At 69.8% G+C, this 15,480-nt stretch carries 14 protein-coding genes; 4 read left to right on the forward strand and 10 right to left on the reverse strand.

The annotated features are described in order from the left end of the window. The first annotated feature begins 667 nt into the window (after positions 1-667). Positions 668-2,452: an ABC transporter ATP-binding protein gene (locus tag ACWC09_RS37095; protein WP_450855436.1), complete on the forward strand. Its 1,785-nt coding sequence runs from the start codon at positions 668-670 to the stop codon at positions 2,450-2,452. On the opposite strand, the gene ACWC09_RS37100 is transcribed toward ACWC09_RS37095, so the two are convergent. The 9 genes from ACWC09_RS37100 to ACWC09_RS37140 form a co-directional block, all read right to left on the reverse strand. After that, entirely contained in the window at positions 2,442-3,152 is a 711-nt protein-coding gene (locus tag ACWC09_RS37100) for a response regulator transcription factor (protein WP_450855437.1), read from the reverse strand. The two genes, ACWC09_RS37095 and ACWC09_RS37100, sit on opposite strands and share 11 nt — an antisense overlap. 65 nt (positions 3,153-3,217) lie before the next feature. Continuing rightward, positions 3,218-3,946, reverse strand: coding sequence for a PH domain-containing protein (locus tag ACWC09_RS37105; protein ID WP_450855438.1), 729 nt, complete (start codon positions 3,944-3,946; stop codon positions 3,218-3,220). Positions 3,947-4,004: 58 nt separating this feature from the next. Next, on the reverse strand, positions 4,005-6,047 hold the full coding sequence (locus tag ACWC09_RS37110; protein WP_450855439.1) for a pectinesterase family protein: 2,043 nt from the start codon (positions 6,045-6,047) through the stop codon (positions 4,005-4,007). 230 nt (positions 6,048-6,277) lie between these two features. Beyond that, positions 6,278-7,726 carry a HAMP domain-containing sensor histidine kinase gene (locus ACWC09_RS37115; protein ID WP_450855440.1) on the reverse strand — a complete coding sequence of 483 codons (1,449 nt, stop codon included), beginning with the start codon at positions 7,724-7,726 and terminating at the stop codon, positions 6,278-6,280. Continuing rightward, a complete protein-coding gene (locus ACWC09_RS37120; RefSeq protein ID WP_450855441.1) occupies positions 7,723-8,460 on the reverse strand; it encodes a response regulator transcription factor in 738 nt (245 codons plus the stop codon). Before ACWC09_RS37120 ends, ACWC09_RS37115 begins: the two co-directional genes overlap by 4 nt. 78 nt (positions 8,461-8,538) lie before the next feature. Beyond that, the gene (locus ACWC09_RS37125; RefSeq protein ID WP_450855442.1) at positions 8,539-8,745 is read right to left on the reverse strand and encodes a hypothetical protein; all 207 of its coding nucleotides are present in this window, start codon (positions 8,743-8,745) and stop codon (positions 8,539-8,541) included. Between the two features lie 33 nt (positions 8,746-8,778). Further along, a complete protein-coding gene (locus ACWC09_RS37130; RefSeq protein WP_450855443.1) occupies positions 8,779-9,930 on the reverse strand; it encodes a S1C family serine protease in 1,152 nt (383 codons plus the stop codon). Between the two features lie 232 nt (positions 9,931-10,162). After that, entirely contained in the window at positions 10,163-11,185 is a 1,023-nt protein-coding gene (locus ACWC09_RS37135) for a LacI family DNA-binding transcriptional regulator (protein ID WP_450855444.1), read from the reverse strand. A gap of 96 nt (positions 11,186-11,281) precedes the next feature. After that, positions 11,282-12,061 carry a winged helix-turn-helix transcriptional regulator gene (locus tag ACWC09_RS37140; RefSeq protein ID WP_450855445.1) on the reverse strand — a complete coding sequence of 260 codons (780 nt, stop codon included), beginning with the start codon at positions 12,059-12,061 and terminating at the stop codon, positions 11,282-11,284. A gap of 182 nt (positions 12,062-12,243) precedes the next feature. Between ACWC09_RS37140 and ACWC09_RS37145 the strand changes: the two genes are divergently transcribed. From ACWC09_RS37145 to ACWC09_RS37155, 3 genes are read left to right on the forward strand one after another with little or no spacing between them, the layout of a single operon-like run. Beyond that, positions 12,244-13,134: an alpha/beta hydrolase gene (locus ACWC09_RS37145; RefSeq protein ID WP_450855446.1), complete on the forward strand. Its 891-nt coding sequence runs from the start codon at positions 12,244-12,246 to the stop codon at positions 13,132-13,134. A 59-nt stretch (positions 13,135-13,193) separates the two neighbouring features. Then, positions 13,194-13,448, forward strand: a complete 255-nt coding sequence (locus ACWC09_RS37150) for a MoaD/ThiS family protein (RefSeq protein WP_450855447.1) — start codon at positions 13,194-13,196, stop codon at positions 13,446-13,448. Between the two features lie 2 nt (positions 13,449-13,450). Beyond that, a complete protein-coding gene (locus ACWC09_RS37155) occupies positions 13,451-14,548 on the forward strand; it encodes a hypothetical protein (RefSeq protein WP_450855448.1) in 1,098 nt (365 codons plus the stop codon). A 123-nt stretch (positions 14,549-14,671) separates the two neighbouring features. Here the strand turns inward: ACWC09_RS37155 and ACWC09_RS37160 are convergent, their stop codons facing one another. Continuing rightward, positions 14,672-14,932 (reverse strand): DUF3099 domain-containing protein, encoded by a 261-nt coding sequence (locus tag ACWC09_RS37160; protein ID WP_450855449.1) that lies wholly within the window; start codon positions 14,930-14,932, stop codon positions 14,672-14,674. Between the last annotated feature and the right edge of the window lie 548 nt (positions 14,933-15,480).

Consider the following 15,480-nt stretch of genomic DNA (forward strand, 5'->3'; position numbering starts at 1 on the left):
CCCCGACGAGGGGCCCGGTGCCGACCGGCACCGGGCCCCTCTGTTTTTAAATTCTGTGTAAGCACCGGTTCGGTTCCGGGAATGGCATAAGAATCTCTCACAGCATCAACTCAGGAACCTCTAAGTGGAATTGGCCTTTTGCGGCTCCGGGAATGCCGTAGTGTTTTCCATGTCGAAAGCGAACGGCGCAAACGACAACCGAGAACGAAGGACATCATCATGAGCTTCCACAAGATCGCCCCGGTCAAGAAGGCCCACCGCAAGCCCGCCCCGGCTCCGAAGAAGCCCGCCCCGAAGAAGCCGGCGCCGAAGCGCCGCCCCATCGGCGACAAGCACTGACGCATAATTCACACACGTAAATCAAATGTAATTGCAGCAGATCGGCAGAGGAACTGTTGCAGACCGGTGACAGAAGCGCTGACGGAAGCGCTCACAGAAAGGGAAGACCCCATGAGCTTCAAGAAGATCGCCCCCGTCAAGAAGCACCACAAGCCCGCCCCGGCCCCCAAGAAGCCGGCCCCGAAGAAGCCCGCCCCGAAGCGCCGCCCCGTCGGCCACCAGGGCTGACGCACTCCGTGAGGCGGGGTCACCGGTTAGACGAGCGCGCTCGCACCGGTGGCCCCGCCTCGGCCATGTCTCCTCCGTACCCCGAAGGGAGTTGTCGACCATGAGAGAAGTCCGTGCGGCCTTCGGCCGCTTCTGGCCGCTGACCCGCGGCGACCGCAGGTGGCTCGTGACGATCGTCGCGTGCGTGATCCTGTCCGCGCTCGCCGAGACCGCCTCGATCCTGCTGTTCGCCGAGCTCACCGACAACGCCCTGGAGGCCGGCTCCCTCTCCGCCTTCTGGGGCCCGGCCGCCGCCTGGCTCGGCGTGGCCGCGCTCGGCGCGTTCGTCGGCTACCTCGGCAACTCGCTCGCCACCTGGACCGCCGAGAGATTCGTCCTCAGACTGCGGGCGAAGGTCTTCCGGCACGTCCAGGACCTGCCCCCGCACTTCTTCCAGAAGCACCGCCAGGGCGACCTGGTCGAACGCCTCACCGGTGATGTCGAGGCCATCGAGCAGATGGTCGTGTCGGGCGTCGTCGGCACCGTCGCCGCCGCCTTCTCGGCCGTCTTCTACTCCGCCGCCGCCCTCTACCTGCGCTGGGACCTGGCCCTGGCCACCTTCGTCCTCGCGCCCCTCTTCCTGCTCGCCGCCCGCCGCTTCTCCGGCCGCATCCGGACGGCGTCCCAGGACGAGCGGGTCGCCGACGGCGCGATCACCTCCGTGGTGGAGGAGTCGCTGGGCAACATCGTGCTCACCCAGGCGTACAACCGCCGCGCGGACGAGGAGAAGCGGCTCGACCGCGAGGCCCGCGCCTGGATGACGGCCAGTGTCAGAGGCGCCCGACTGAGCGAGATGTACGAGCAGTTCGTCGAGGTCGTCGAGACGCTCTGCGTCCTCGCCGTGATCGGACTCGGCGTCTGGGAGATCTCCGCCGACCGTATGACCCTCGGCCAGCTCCTCGCCTTCGCCGCGTTCATCGGCTACCTCTACCCCCCGGTCCGCAACCTCGGCCACCTCGGCCTCACCCTCACCGCGGCCACCGCGGGCGCCGAGCGCCTGAACGAGATCCTGGACGCGAAGCCCGCCGTCGCCGACCCGGCTCAGCCGGTCGCCGAGTGGCCCGTGCGCGGCTGGGTCGCCTTCCACGACGTGTCCTTCCGCTACCCGGAGTCCCGCCGGGCCTCCCTGCGCGATGTCTCCTTCTCCGCCGGCCCCGGCGAGCTGGTGATCGTCACGGGATCGAGCGGCGCGGGCAAGTCGACCCTCTCCAAACTCCTCACCCGCTTCTACGACCCCGCCCAGGGCGTGATCACCCTCGACGGCGTCCCCCTCACCGACGTATCGCTGCGCTTCCTGCGCGAGAACGTGGCCCTGCTGCCCCAGGAGACCCTGATCCTGAACGGCACCATCCGCGAGAACATCGCCTGCGGACGCCCCGGCGCGAGCGACGAGGAGATCGAGCGGGCGGCCCAGGAGGCGGCGGCGCACAACTTCATCACCGCACTGCCCGAGGGGTACGACACCGAGATCGCCCCCGGCACGGCCGCGCTCTCCGGCGGCCAGCTCCAGCGCATCGCCATCGCCCGCGCGGTGCTCCGCGCCGCACCGGTCCTCGTCCTCGACGAGCCGACGGCCGGCCTGGACGCGGTCGCCGCCCGCCAAGTCGTCACGCCCCTGCGGAAGTTGATGGCGGGCCGTACGACGATCATGATCACGCACGACCTCAGCCTCGCCCCGGACGCGGACCGCATCCTGGTCGTCGACCGCGGCCGGCTGGTGGAGGCCGGCACGCACAAGGAGCTGCTCGCGGCGGGCGGCGCCTACGCGGCCCTCGCCGAGCCGCTGCCGGACGCGGTGGCCGACGCACCTGCGGCGGTGGACGAGACGATGATCCTCAGGTGGTAGCGCGGAGGGTGTAACCCAGCCCCCGTACGGTCTGGATGAGCCGCGGTCCGCCGCGGCTCTCCAGCTTTCGGCGCAGATACATGACGTACACGTCGAGGGTGTTGGAGGTCGGCTCGAAGTCGAACCCCCAGACGTCCCTGAGGATCTGCCCCCGGCTGAGCACCTTGGCCGGATGCCGCAGCAGGTACTCCAGCAGGCAGTACTCGGTCTTGGTGAGGTCGAGGGGGTGGTCGCCGCGGCTGACGGTACGGGTCCGCAGGTCCATGGCGACGTCCTGGAAGACCAGCCGGTGGCCGGCCTCGGCGGCGCCGGGGGTCTGCCTGGGGACGCGTCGCAGCAGCGCACGCACCCTCGCCAGCAGCTCCTCGACCGCGAAAGGCTTCATCAGATAGCCGTCGGCGCCGTTGTCGAGGGCGACGATACGGTCGCCAACGGCATCCCGTCCGGTGATCATCAGGATCGGCACGGTGGACCCGGAGGCCCGGATCCGCCGCGTCGCCGCCAGCCCGTCCAGGCCCGGCATGGTCACGTCCATCAGCACGAGATCGGGCTCGCCCTCGGGCACCCCGACCAGCTCCAGGACGGTACGGCCGTCCCCGGCGAGAAGGGTGTCGTACCCCTCGAACCGGAGCAGCCGCCCAATGCCTTCGCGTACGGCCTCGTCGTCGTCGGCCAGTAGAACCGTTGTCTTCCGTGCCATGTGAACACGGTGTGGGGATGTGCTGTGCCGGAGCTGGCAGCCGGATAGCAGCCGGATAAGCGTGGTTACGGCTGCTGGGCGAGGGAGCGTGGGGGACGGGCCGACCAGTACTGCTGGAGGGCGGCGCCGAGGATGCCGAAGGAGAGGAGCGGCACACAGACGAACAGCAGGAACGGGTGCTCCGGCCGTCCGACGACGATCAGCCAGATGTCGACGAAGAACATGGCGCAGAGCACACCGAGCGCGCCGTACGCGGCCCACGTCCACGCCTTGCGCCGTGCGGCCCCCCGCAGGATCAGCTCCTCGACCCGAGGGCTTCGCTCCCAGGCGAGGGCGCGGTGCGGGGCGGCGGCCAGGCACAGATCGGAGACCTCGGTGTACGGATCGTCCAGCTGCCAGTCGTCGAGGTGCCGGAGCAGGACCCGGCGGCCCTCGGAGTCGTAGAGGTAGGCGAGCCACCGGGGAGCCAGCCGGCCGGAACCGCGCGGGGCGGGCTCGACCCGGATGTCGTACACCTCGTGCCAGGACCAGGTGCGCCGCCGCAGGCGCCCCTGCACGGTGACGCCGGCCGTCGTCACGCGGGTGTACGCCCGGAACCGCTCCAGGGCGATCCGGACGACGGTCAGCACCATGAGCACCAGCATGACCCATGGTGCCCAGCCGTTCACCCCGCCGGACACGCGGCCGCTCTGCAGGAAGACGTTGGCCGTCAGCCCACCCATCAGCAGCAGATACAGCCAGGGCATCTTCCGCCGTCCGCGGTACTCCCGCTCCACGCCACCCTCGTCGCTCATCGACGGTCCCCCTCCACGACGCATGTCGAGGTGATCGTACGACCGCCGTCTGTGGACGTCAGGACGCGGTCGGCGTCCAGTCCCCCAGCCAGTCCGCGACCTCCTGGTCGGCGGCCTGGGCGTCGGTCAGCTGCGGCCGGTCACTGCTCGCGCTGCCCGACCCCGCGCCGGTGTTCTTGTACTCGGCGAACCGGTCGTCCTTCCAGGAGAACCCGCTCATGTCGGTCCAGGGCGTGGTCTTGATCGCGGCGCTGAGGGAGGTGTTCCGGACGGTGGTCTGCGGATCGAGGGTGGCGTCACCACCGGCGTGCCAGGGCCGCCCGAGGTAGAAGGACCGGCTCGAGACATCGCCGTTCACCGTGGAGTTGGCGATGAGGATGCCCTTGCGGTTGGCGGCGGTCGAGGGGGCGGTGACGAACCCGGCGGACGTCCCGTCGTACCGCTTCTTGAGTGTGATGACGGACTTGTCGATCACGGCGGTCGCCCGCCCGAAGACGAAGTCGACGTTGCCGACGACGTAGGAGTTGGACATGTAGACGCGCCCGAGCTTGTCCTTGGCGGCGGTGTCGACCAGCAGCGTGTCCTGATCCCCGCTCACGATGACTCCGTCCAGGAACACCTTGTCGGCACTCGTCCGCAGGGCGACCGCCTGCTGGCTGATGTCCGTGTGCGCGGCCTCGTCGAAGTCGTTGGAGATGGTCAGGTTACGGGCCTGGAAGTCGTCGGCGTCCACGGCGACGGTCGCGCTCCCGCCGGTCCCGTACGTCCCCGACCCGTCCGGCTTCTGCGTGCCGGCCGCGTTGTTGTAGACGATCACCGTGTCCTTGCGGCTGCCGCCGGTGCCCTGGATGGTGACGTGCGGCTTGTTGGCCGGGACCTTGACCAGCTCGCGGTACGTCCCCGGCTTGACGGAGATGACGACCCGGGAGGAGTTGTTCGCCGGTACGGCGTCCACGGCGGCCTGCACGGTCCTGTACTGACCGGAGCCGTCCTGGGCGACGGTGAGGGTGGTGGCGGAGGCGGAGGTGGTGGTGGTCGCCGTGCTCGTCGTACCGATGGAACTGCGGGGCCCGGCACCGGACTTGAGCAGACCCGGAACATCGGCGGCCTTGTCGAGGGTGTAGCCGTAGTAGCTCTTGGGATCCCAGGCGGCGCCGGACCCCCCGCTCTCGTTCCGCCCGCTGGTCCCCGAGAAGACGTTCCCGCGCTGCACCAGCGTGGCCGAACTGTCCCTGATGACAGGGTTGTTGACGCCCTGGAAGTAGGAGTTCTCCAGGACCATGTTGGTCTTGCCGCGGGAGTAGTCGCCGTAGGAGGAGGTGATGTCGGTGCCGGCGTCGTCCTCCAGGTAGTTGTTGTAGAGGTGGGCGTGGGCGACGTTGTCGGTGGACGGGTTGCGCTGCTCGGTCTCGCGGATCCAGTTGTGGTGGATCGTGATGTCCGCGGTGACGTTGTCGGTCCAGCCGATGCCGAAGGCCTTGTTGTCCTGGCTGAGCCTGTTCCAGGAGACGGTCAGGTAGCTGGTGTCCTTACGGCTGTCGATGAGCCCGTCGGCCATGTGGCGAATGTCGTTGTGGTCGATCCACACATGATGGGCGCCGTCCATCTGAATGCCGTCGAAGTCGTGTTCCTTGTCGTTCCAGGTGCCCTGGTAGGTGTCCCGGATGGTCAGATTCCGGATGATCACGTTGTGGACGCCTTGGCCGAGGAAGAAGCCCCCGCCGACGATCTGCCCGGCCGTCCCCGACCCCACGATGGTCTTGTTGCTCTGGACCTTGATCTCTTTGCCGACGGGGTCGATGGTGATGGCCGCGGCGACGACGATGACGTACGGGTCGCTGGAGGTCGCGTACTTCTCCAGATCGGCCTGGGTCTTGACGGTGACGATCTTCCCGTCCCTCCCTCCATAAGTGCCGTTCTGCCCCAGGGCGTTGACGGAGGCGAAGCCGTCGGCGGTGGCGGTGGCCCAGGTGGGGAGGGTGGCGGCGGAGGCCTGGGGCTGGGCGCCGGGGAGTAAGCCGTAGCCGACGGCTCCGGTGGCCGCCAGGACGAGGGGGACGGCGATGGCGAGGACGGTTCGGGGGCGACGGTGCTGGGGCATGGGGGCATCCGTTCCGTGCGGGGGACAGGGACCGGTGAGGGGTCGCCGCTCCGGGCGGAAAGGTTGCCGGGGTTGGCTCCTCACCATGAATTCCCCCTCGTGCCGGGGGCATTGAGGGCTGGTGAGGGCGCAGCACGATCTTGAAATTCGTGGGGCCGGGTCCATGGATGTCGCCGAAGCGAGGGCTCTCCTCGAAGAGGCTGCGAACGGCGGGCTCGGAACCGACCTGCCTACGGAACCTCCGGCGGAGCCGTAGCCGCCCCCGGCAGCCGTACGGTCGCGATGGTGCCGCCGCTCTTCGCGCGCGCCAGCGTCACCTCGCCGCCCGCCTGCTCCACCGTCCGCGCCACGATCGACAGACCCAGCCCCGAGCCCGGCAGGGCCCGTGCGCTCGGGGAGCGCCAGAAGCGGTCGAAGACGTGGGGGAGTTCGTCCTCGGGGATGCCGGGCCCGTGGTCGCGGACGGTCAGGGTCCCGTGGTCCAGCTGGACGTCGATCGCACCGCCCTCCGGGCTGAACTTCACCGCGTTGTCGAGGATGTTGACGATCGCCCGCTCCAGGGCGGAGGGCTCCGCCCGTACGTACCAGGGCTGGAGGTCGGCGGTGATCGTCAGCTCCGGTCCGCGGAGCCGTGCCCGGCGCAGGGCCGCCTCGACCGTGTCCTGCAGCGACACCACCTGGACACGCTCGCCGCGCTGCCCCTCCGACCTCGACAGCTCCTGCAAGTCGCCGATCAGGGACGCCAGTTCGGTCATCTGGGCCTTCACCGAGGCGAGCAGCGCCTTGCGGTCGGCCGGGGGGATCGGGCGGCCCGTCTCCTCGCTGCGGGTGAGGAGTTCGATGTTCGTGCGGAGGGAGGTCAGGGGGGTACGGAGTTCGTGACCAGCGTCCGCGATGAGTTGCTGTTGCAGTTCGCGGGAGTTGGCCAGGGAGGAGGTCATCGAGTTGAAGGAACGGGACAGCCGGGCCACCTCGTCCTCGGCGTCGTCCTTCACCGGGATGCGGATACTCAAGTCCTCGGTCCGGGCCACGTGTTCCACGGCCTCGGTGAGCTTGTCGACGGGACGGAGACCGGCACGGGCCACTGCGAGGCCGGCGGCTCCGGCGCCGAGGACTCCTACACCGGAGACGAGGAGGAGGATCAGGGCGAGGTCGCTGAGGGTCTTCTGGGTGCTTTTCAGAGGGACGGCGACGAGGATTCCGATGTCGGGGCCGGCCTCCCCCGCAGCGTTGGTCGTGGGAGCCAGGTAGCGCGTCATCACACGCACTTCGTTGCCGTCGTCGGCTGTGCCGTTGCGGAAGTAGACCTGGCGGGGGTTCTCTTTCTTGATCGCGTCCTTGTCGGCCTGGGTGACCTTGACCGTGCCGATGGAGTCGTCGGTGATGCAGACCTTTCCGTTCTCTGTGACCACCTGGGAGTAGGTGTTTCGGAAGAAACCGTTGTTGTTCTGCGGCGTCTTGGTGCAGTTGATGAGGGCGATCTGGGCCTGTTGGATTTGTCCTCCGGGCCCCTTCCCCTTCGTCAGGTCACTGTCGAGCTGCTCGTACAGCTTCCCCTGCACGATGAACCAGCACGTCACCGAAACCGCCGCCACCGCAAAAGCCACCGCCGCCGCCACTAGCAGCGCCAGCCGTGACCGGATCGGGAGCGTCCGATACCGGCGCAGAACCTTCCTCACTCCGCCCCACCCTGCCGCAGCACATACCCCACACCCCGCACCGTGTGCACAAGCCGGGGCTCACCGCCGGCCTCGGTCTTGCGGCGCAGGTACATCACGTACACATCAAGGGAGTTGGACGAGGGCTCGAAGTCGAAGCCCCACACCGCCTTCAGGATCTGCTCACGCGTGAGCACCTGCCGAGGGTGCGCCATGAACATCTCCAGCAGTGTGAACTCCGTGCGGGTCAGCTCCACCGGCCGCCCACCCCGCGTCACCTCCCGCGTCGCCAGATCCATCCGCAGATCGCCGAAGGTCAGCGCCTCGTTGTCCTCGGCCGCGGCGGCCCCCGCGGCGGCCGCGTACGAGCTGCGCCGCAACAGCGCACGGACGCGGGCGAAGAGTTCGTCCAGCTCGAAGGGCTTGACCAGATAGTCGTCCGCTCCGGCATCCAGCCCCGTCACCCGGTCACCCACCGTGTCCCGCGCCGTCAGCATCAGGATCGGCGTCGTGTCGCCCGCGCCGCGGATGCGGCGGGCCGCGGTGAGGCCGTCCATGCGGGGCATCTGGATGTCGAGGACGACCAGGTCGGGTCGGTAGGCGGTCGCCTTCTCCAGGGCGTCCGCGCCGTCCACCGCGACCTCGGTCTCGTACCCCTCGAACGCGAGGCTGCGCTGGAGTGCTTCACGCACCGCCGGCTCGTCGTCGACGATCAGGATGCGCTGGGTGTCACGGTCGCCTTCGGCGGGGCTCATGGGCTTCGGTTCCTCGGTGCGGTGGGACAACAAGGGGCTGAAAGTAATCGACGTGCTGAAGGCCTTCAGCCTCGCACATCAGCCCCGCATCGCCGCCAGCCTGCCCAGCTGCACCTTGCGGTGGTGCGGGTGGGCGGCGGTGGTACGCAGCCCCATCAGCTGCGGTGCGAGCTCCGGGGCCCGGCCCGCGGCCACCGGTGCGTGCAGTTCGTACGCCACCGCGAGGGCCAGGGCGAAGCCGGCCGGGTCGGTGCCGGCGACGGTGTGGGAAACCTGCTTGATCATGACGTACTCCCTGCTCGTGAGTTGGGGGGGGGCTCAGCTGGTGGAGCCGGACCGCAGCGTGGCCAGGTCGGCCTTGACGGTGTTGATCGGGATGGCGAAGCCGAGGCCGATGCTGCCGGCGTCGGAGGAACCGGAGGACGAGGACGAACTCGCCGAGTACATCGCCGAGTTGATGCCGATGATGTTCCCGCCGGCATCGATCAGCGCGCCGCCCGAGTTGCCCGGGTTGAGGGACGCGTCGGTCTGGATCGCCTTGTACGTCGTCGTGGACGAGCCGGTGTCGCCGTTGAACTGCTGGCCGCCGAAGGAGAACGGCCACTGGCCGTCGCCGCCGCTCTGGCCCTGTCCCTGGCTCTGGCTCTCGTCGGTCGAGACGGTCACGTCGCGGTTCAGGGCCGAGACGATGCCGCTCGTGACCGTGCCGGACAGCCCCTCGGGGGAGCCGATCGCCACGACCGTGTCGCCGACCTGGACGCCGGAGGAGTTGCCGAGGGACGCCGCCTGCAGGCCGGACGCGCCCTCCAGCTTGATCAGCGCGAGGTCCTTCTTGCTGTCGGTGCCGACCACCTTCGCGGTGTACGACTTCCCGCTGCTGGTCGTCACCTTGATCGACTGGGCGCCGGAGATGACGTGGTTGTTGGTGACGATCTCGCCGTCGCTGGTGATGATCACGCCGGAGCCGGTGGACGAGCCGTTGCTCAGCGTCGCGCTGATCTCGACCACGCTCGGGCTGACGGCCGCGGCGATGGCGGCGACGTCGCCCTTCTTGCTGGACGGCACCACGTTGGTGGTCGTGGAGCTGGTGGCGACGGTGTCGTTGCCGGCCAGCTCCTGGAAGGCGTAGGCCGTGCCGCCGCCTATCGCCGCGGCCACGATCGCCACGGCGGCGAGGAGGGCGATGGGGCCGCGGGTCCGCTTCTTCGCGGCCGGCTCGGCCCCCGGCGCCGACTCGGCCGGCGCCGGGGCCAGCACGGCCGTACCACCGCCGTTGCCGTCACCGCCGTAGACACCGCCGTCGGCGCCAACCGCGACCGGCTGCACAGACTGCGGAGCGGGCTGCTGCTGCGCCGGCTGGTACCCCGGCGGGGGCGGCCACTCGGGGTTCACGGGCGAGGAGGCGTACTGCTGCTGGTCGCCCTGGTACGGGTTCTCGTACTCGCCGCTGCGGCGGAAGCTCTCGGTCATGCCATTGAGCTTGTCCCTCAACCATGAGAGCTTCCTGAGTGCCCGCTGAGAAGCCCGGCAGAACCTCGTATGCCCGATATAAAGGCGGAACTCGGGGGTTGGGAGCTCTTCTCAGCCAAGGCTCATGAAGACGCCGGCGAGGGGCGCGGGGCTGTATCCACAGGCGGCTCCGCCGCGTGGGCGCGACCAGCCACAACGGACCGCAAGCCGAAGGACGGCCCAACCGGCGGAGCTACTCGCAGCCGCAGGACCTACGCACAACCAACCTCGACGGAAACACCTTCAACCGCTCCCGCCGAGACCCCGCGACCCGCACCCCGTCGTCCAGCACGAGATCCACGGCAGCCCGAGCCATGGCCGGCCGGTCCGACGCGACAGTCGTCATCGGCGGATCCGTCAGCGCCGCTTCCTTGATGTCGTCGAACCCGGCGACGGCAAGCTCCCCCGGCACATCGATCCGCAGCTCCCGCGCCGCCCGCAGCACACCGATCGCCTGGTCGTCGGTCGAGCAGAAGATCGCCGGGGGCCGCCGGGGCCCGCCGAGAAGCTCCAGCGCTATGCGGTACGCGTCGTAGCGGTTGTACGGGGCCTCGAACAGCCGCCCCTCGGTCGGCTTCCCGGCCTCCTCCATCGCCCGGCGCCAGCCCTCGACGTGGTCGGAGACGGGGTCGCCCACGGCGGGCGTCTCGGCCGTACCGCCCATACAGGCGACGTACTCGTAGCCGTGCTGCAGCAGATGCTCCACGGCCAGTCGGGCGCCGCCCAGGTCATCCGTCACCACGGCGACGTCGTCGATGGCCTCCGGGCGCTCGTGCAGGAGCACCACCCGCGCGTCCCAGGCCTCGATCTCCGCGGCGGCCTGGTCGTTCAGCGCGTGGCTGACGAGGATCAGGCCGGAGACCCGCATGCCCAGGAAGGCGCGCAGGTAGTGGACCTCGCGTTCGCTCACGTAGTCGGTGTTGCCGACCAGCACCATTTTTCCGCGCTCGGACGCGGCCTGCTCGACCGCGTGTGCCATCTCGCCGAAGAAGGGCTGGCGAGCGTCCGGGATGATCAGGCCTATGAGGTCTGTCCGTCGGGACGCCATCGCCTGGGCGACCCGGTCCGGCCGGTACCCCAGCTCCTTGATCGCGGCGAGGACACGCTCGCGCGTGGCCGGGGCGACCGGCCGGGGTCCGTTGTTGATGACATAGCTGACGACCGCGGTGGAAGTCCCCGCCAGTCGCGCCACATCATCCCGAGTCACCTTGGCCACGCGCGGAGTCTACGCGGAGAGACCGACTCCGGGCAGGGCGTGAAGAGCTTCCTTCGGTACCCCATGTGCGGAAGCAATGCCCTGCCCGAGCGCCTCTTATGCCTCCGCCGGTACCTCGGTCACGTCCAGGGCGGCGGTCTCGTCCACATCCTCCGGATTTGCCCGATCCGCTTTGGCCTTGGCCTCGTCGGCGACCCGGTCCGCCTTCTCGGGGGTAACGAATCGATAACCGACGTTCCGGACGGTTCCGATCAGCGACTCGTGCTCGGGGCCGAGCTTGGCGCGCAGACGTCGTACGTGCACATCGACCGTTCGGGTGCCGCCGAAGTAGTCGTAGCCCCAGACCTCCTGCAGCAGCTGCGCGCGCGTGAAGACGCGGCCCGGGTGCTGGGCGAGGTACTTGAGGAGCTCGAACTCCTTGAAGGTGAGGTCGAGGACGCGCCCCTTGAGCTTGGCGGAGTAGGTCGCCTCGTCGACCGACAGGTCGCCGTTGCGGATCTCCATGGGGGAGTCGTCGTTGACGATCTGCTGCCGGCCCATGGCAAGCCGCAGGCGCGCCTCGACCTCGGCCGGGCCCGCGGTGTCCAGCAGGACGTCGTCGATGCCCCAGTCGGCGGTGACGGCCGCGAGGCCGCCTTCCGTCACGACCAGGATGAGCGGACAGCCGGGGCCGGTGGAGCGCAGCAGCTGGCAGAGGCTGCGGACCTGCGGAAGGTCGCGGCGGCCGTCGATGAGGATGACGTCGGCACCGGGGGTGTCGACGAGAGCGGGGCCTTCAGCCGGTGCCACGCGCACGTTGTGCAGCAGCAGTCCGAGAGCTGGCAGCACCTCCGTCGACGGCTGGAGGGCATTGGTCAGGAGCAGCAGAGAACTCATACGTCTGGTTCCTCCTCGGTCCCTGCGAGGACGTGTGCGGTGTATCACCTGCTCTGCGATCCCGAAGGCCCCGTACACCAGCGGTCACCTGGAGTTTCCCGCTTCGTATACAACGCTTCCGAAAGCACAAAAGGACCCGGGGGCTACGCTGCCCGAGTCCTCTGCCCAGCAGAATAGCCCACATGAGCACTGGTCCGGCAGGTCATGTGGCCCGTTCCACCCGTATTCCGAACTCTGAGACGATCAGACGCACACCTTTGCGGACGTTTCTGCACACCGACGACGGGGTGACGATCGATTCCGTATACGACCCGAGGTCCGCCGTATACGACGCCTCCGCGCCATCTGCCGTTGATCTCGTGTTCGTCATGGCCCACGGCTTCACCGGCGACGTGGACAAGCCGCACGTCCGCCGGGTCGTCGAGGCGTTCGCCCAGTACGGGGCCGTGGTCAGCTTCTCCTTCCGCGGCCATGGGGCCTCCGGCGGGCGCTCGACGGTCGGTGACAAGGAGGTCCTCGATCTGGCCGCGGCCGTCCGCTGGGCGCGCTCGCTCGGGCACGCGCGCGTGGCCACCGTCGGCTTCTCGATGGGCGGTTCCGTGGCGCTGCGGCACGCGGCGCTGTACGGACCGGATGGTGCGGATGGTTCGGACGGGTCGGGGCGGGAGGGGCGCACGGACGCGCATACGGACGCGGTGGTTTCCGTCAGTGCACCGGCCCGCTGGTACTACCGGGGCACGGCCCCCATGCGGAAGCTCCACTGGCTGGTAACGCGCCCGGAGGGCCGTCTGGTGGGCCGCTACGGCTTCGGTACGAGGATCCACCACCGCGAGTGGGATCCGGTCCCGCTGTCCCCGGTGGAGGCGGTGCCGCGCATCGCCCCCACCCCTCTCCTGATCGTGCACGGCGACCGGGACGGCTACTTCCCCGTCGACCATCCCCGCATGCTGGCCACCGCCGCCGGTGAGCACGGCGAACTCTGGCTGGAGGGTGGCATGGGGCACGCGGAACACGCGGCGACGGACGAGCTGCTGGCCCGCATCGGGAACTGGGCTGTCGGCCGGGCGGGCTAGCCTGACGGAACACAGGGGTGCACCGCGATGGTGTGCGCCGCCGATCGATTGAGGAACGGATGCCAAAGGTCACGGTGCGCTACTGGGCCGCCGCGAAGGCCGCGGCCGGGGTCGCCGAGGAGCCGTACGACGCGGTCACCCTCGCCGACGCGCTCGAGGCCGTGCGCGAGCGACACCCCGGAGAACTGGCCCGGGTGCTGCGGCGATGCTCGTTCCTCATCGACGGTGACCCTGTCGGGACCCGCGGTCATGAGACGGTACGGCTGGCCGACGGCGGCACGGTCGAGGTGCTCCCGCCGTTCGCAGGAGGGTGAGGATGACCGAGCAGCCGTACCAGAACCAGAACCAGTACCAGCAGAACCAGTACCAGCAGAACCAGTACCAACAGGGCTACGACCCGCAGTGGCAGCAGACCTACGACGACCCGTACGCCGCCCCGCAGCACACGCAGCAGTGGCAGGGGCAGACGTGGGAGACACAGGTGCAGGCGCCGGTGCAGGGGACCGAGACGGGGTATCTGCCGCCGCAGTCGCCCCAGCCGGCGGCTCAGGCATGGCAGCAGCAGCCGCAGGCACCCGTGTCCGCACCCTCCGTGCCTGAGGAAAACCCCGTCGGAGTCGCCGGCTACGGTCCGGCGACCATCGGCGGCAACTCCAGGATCACGGATGCCCAGCGGGCCCGCCTGGAGGGCCGTTCGCCGGTCATCGAGCCCGGGATGCGGCCGGCCGCGCTCACCGCGCTGCTGGGGCTGCTCCTGTCCGGTACGGCGGCCGTCGGGTCGTACGCCCTCCTCGTCCCCCTCGTCGTCCTCCAGGCCGTCACCGCGGCGGGCTGGTTCCGGCTGAACGGCATGTGGCCGGCCCGGCAGGGCATCGCGCTGGCGTTCCTCGGCGCGCTGGTCGCGGACGTCGTGCTCCTCGTGGCGGGCCGTGGGCACGGACCGGCGGCCATCCTGGGCACGATCGGAGTCTGGGTGCTGCTCTCGCTCGTCCTGCAACTGCGCTCGCACGCCGACCCGGACGAGCGAATGTACGGCCTGATGGCCACCGTCGCCTCGGCGGCGCTGTCGATCGTGGCGGCCGGTTACCTCGCGGCCGACGCGGACGCGGTGTCGGTCGGCGCGGCCGCGGCCGCGGTGGCGGTCCTCGCCCGGGCGCTCCCGCTGCCGACCCCGGCCTCGGTGGTCGTCTCCCTGCTCGCCGCGGCCGGCGCGGGCATCGCGATCGGCGGCATGACGGACTTCGGCGCGAAGGGCGCCCTGCTGGGCGCGGGCGCGGCGGCCTGCGCGCTGATCGGCCATCGCGTGGCGAGCTACGACTACCCGTCGAAGTTCGTGCACTTCACGGCAGGCGTCGCCCTGCCGCTGTCGGCCGCTGCACCGGTGGTGTGGGTGCTGGGACGCGCACTGGGCTGAGGCGGCCCCGGCGCAGGGACGCGGGGCCGGGGCGAACAGCGTGGAGCGGCGCGTCGTCGACGGCGGTGAGGCCATCCCGGCTCGTCCGCCGTTCGAGGCCGGCCACCACGTCACCGCGCCACGTCACCGCGGCCGTTTCTTGCCGTCCAGCTCGTCCCACCACTCGTCGGACTTGGGGTCCCCGGACGGGTCGTCCCACCAGCGGTCGTCCGGCCCCCGCCGGTTCGCGACCATCGCGGCGACCGGCGGGATGACCATGGCCACCACACACATCGCCACGGCCGCCGGAACCGACCAGATCCGCACGACTCCCCAGGCCAGGACGAACAGCGTGATGCAGGTGCCCATCATGGCGAAATACACGTGACGCCGACGTGCCAGCATGTCTTCAGGGTAGGGCCGGACATGCCGGTTGGGCGCGGCTGGCAGAGGTGAAAGCGTCGGTGTCGACGCAGGCCCACTGCCGAAGGCCGTCGGCCGGAGGCCGGCACGGCGTCCCGGAGCGGCGCATCAAGCAGAGGCCACGTGACGTCGGCGTGCCGGCATGTCTTCCGGGTGGGGCCGGACATGCCGGTTGGGCGCGGTCGGCAGAGGTGAAAGCGTCGGTGTCTACGCAGGCCCACTGCCGAAGGCCGTCGGCCGGAGGCCGGCACGGCGTCCCGGAGGGGCGCATCAAGCAGAGGCCACGTGACGTCGGCGTGCCCAGCATGTCTTCCGGGTGGGGCCGGACGTGCCCGTTGGGCGCGGTCGGCAGAGGTGAAAGCGTCGGTGTCGACGCAGGCCCACTGCCGAAGGCGGTCGGCCGGAGGCCGGTACGGCGTCCCGGAGGGGCGCATCAAGCAGAGGTCACGTGACGTCGGCGTGCCGGCATGTCTTCCGGGTGGGGCCGGACATGCCGGTTGGGCGCGGCCGGCAGAGGTGAAAGCGGTGGG

Source organism: Streptomyces sp. NPDC001617, assembly GCF_053596855.1.

What these genes read in the sequence shown, in the direction of transcription:
- ACWC09_RS37130 (WP_450855443.1), bottom strand. Translation starts at nt 9,930, where the DNA reads ATGACCGAGAGCTTCCGCCGCAGCGGCGAGTACGAGAACCCGTACCAG.
- ACWC09_RS37155 (WP_450855448.1), top strand. Translation starts at nt 13,451, where the DNA reads ATGACCGAGCAGCCGTACCAGAACCAGAACCAGTACCAGCAGAACCAG.
- ACWC09_RS37125 (WP_450855442.1), bottom strand. Translation starts at nt 8,745, where the DNA reads ATGATCAAGCAGGTTTCCCACACCGTCGCCGGCACCGACCCGGCCGGC.
- ACWC09_RS37150 (WP_450855447.1), top strand. Translation starts at nt 13,194, where the DNA reads ATGCCAAAGGTCACGGTGCGCTACTGGGCCGCCGCGAAGGCCGCGGCC.
- ACWC09_RS37140 (WP_450855445.1), bottom strand. Translation starts at nt 12,061, where the DNA reads ATGAGTTCTCTGCTGCTCCTGACCAATGCCCTCCAGCCGTCGACGGAG.
- ACWC09_RS37160 (WP_450855449.1), bottom strand. Translation starts at nt 14,932, where the DNA reads ATGCTGGCACGTCGGCGTCACGTGTATTTCGCCATGATGGGCACCTGC.
- ACWC09_RS37100 (WP_450855437.1), bottom strand. Translation starts at nt 3,152, where the DNA reads ATGGCACGGAAGACAACGGTTCTACTGGCCGACGACGACGAGGCCGTA.
- ACWC09_RS37105 (WP_450855438.1), bottom strand. Translation starts at nt 3,946, where the DNA reads ATGAGCGACGAGGGTGGCGTGGAGCGGGAGTACCGCGGACGGCGGAAG.
- ACWC09_RS37120 (WP_450855441.1), bottom strand. Translation starts at nt 8,460, where the DNA reads ATGAGCCCCGCCGAAGGCGACCGTGACACCCAGCGCATCCTGATCGTC.
- ACWC09_RS37110 (WP_450855439.1), bottom strand. Translation starts at nt 6,047, where the DNA reads ATGCCCCAGCACCGTCGCCCCCGAACCGTCCTCGCCATCGCCGTCCCC.
- ACWC09_RS37145 (WP_450855446.1), top strand. Translation starts at nt 12,244, where the DNA reads ATGAGCACTGGTCCGGCAGGTCATGTGGCCCGTTCCACCCGTATTCCG.
- ACWC09_RS37095 (WP_450855436.1), top strand. Translation starts at nt 668, where the DNA reads ATGAGAGAAGTCCGTGCGGCCTTCGGCCGCTTCTGGCCGCTGACCCGC.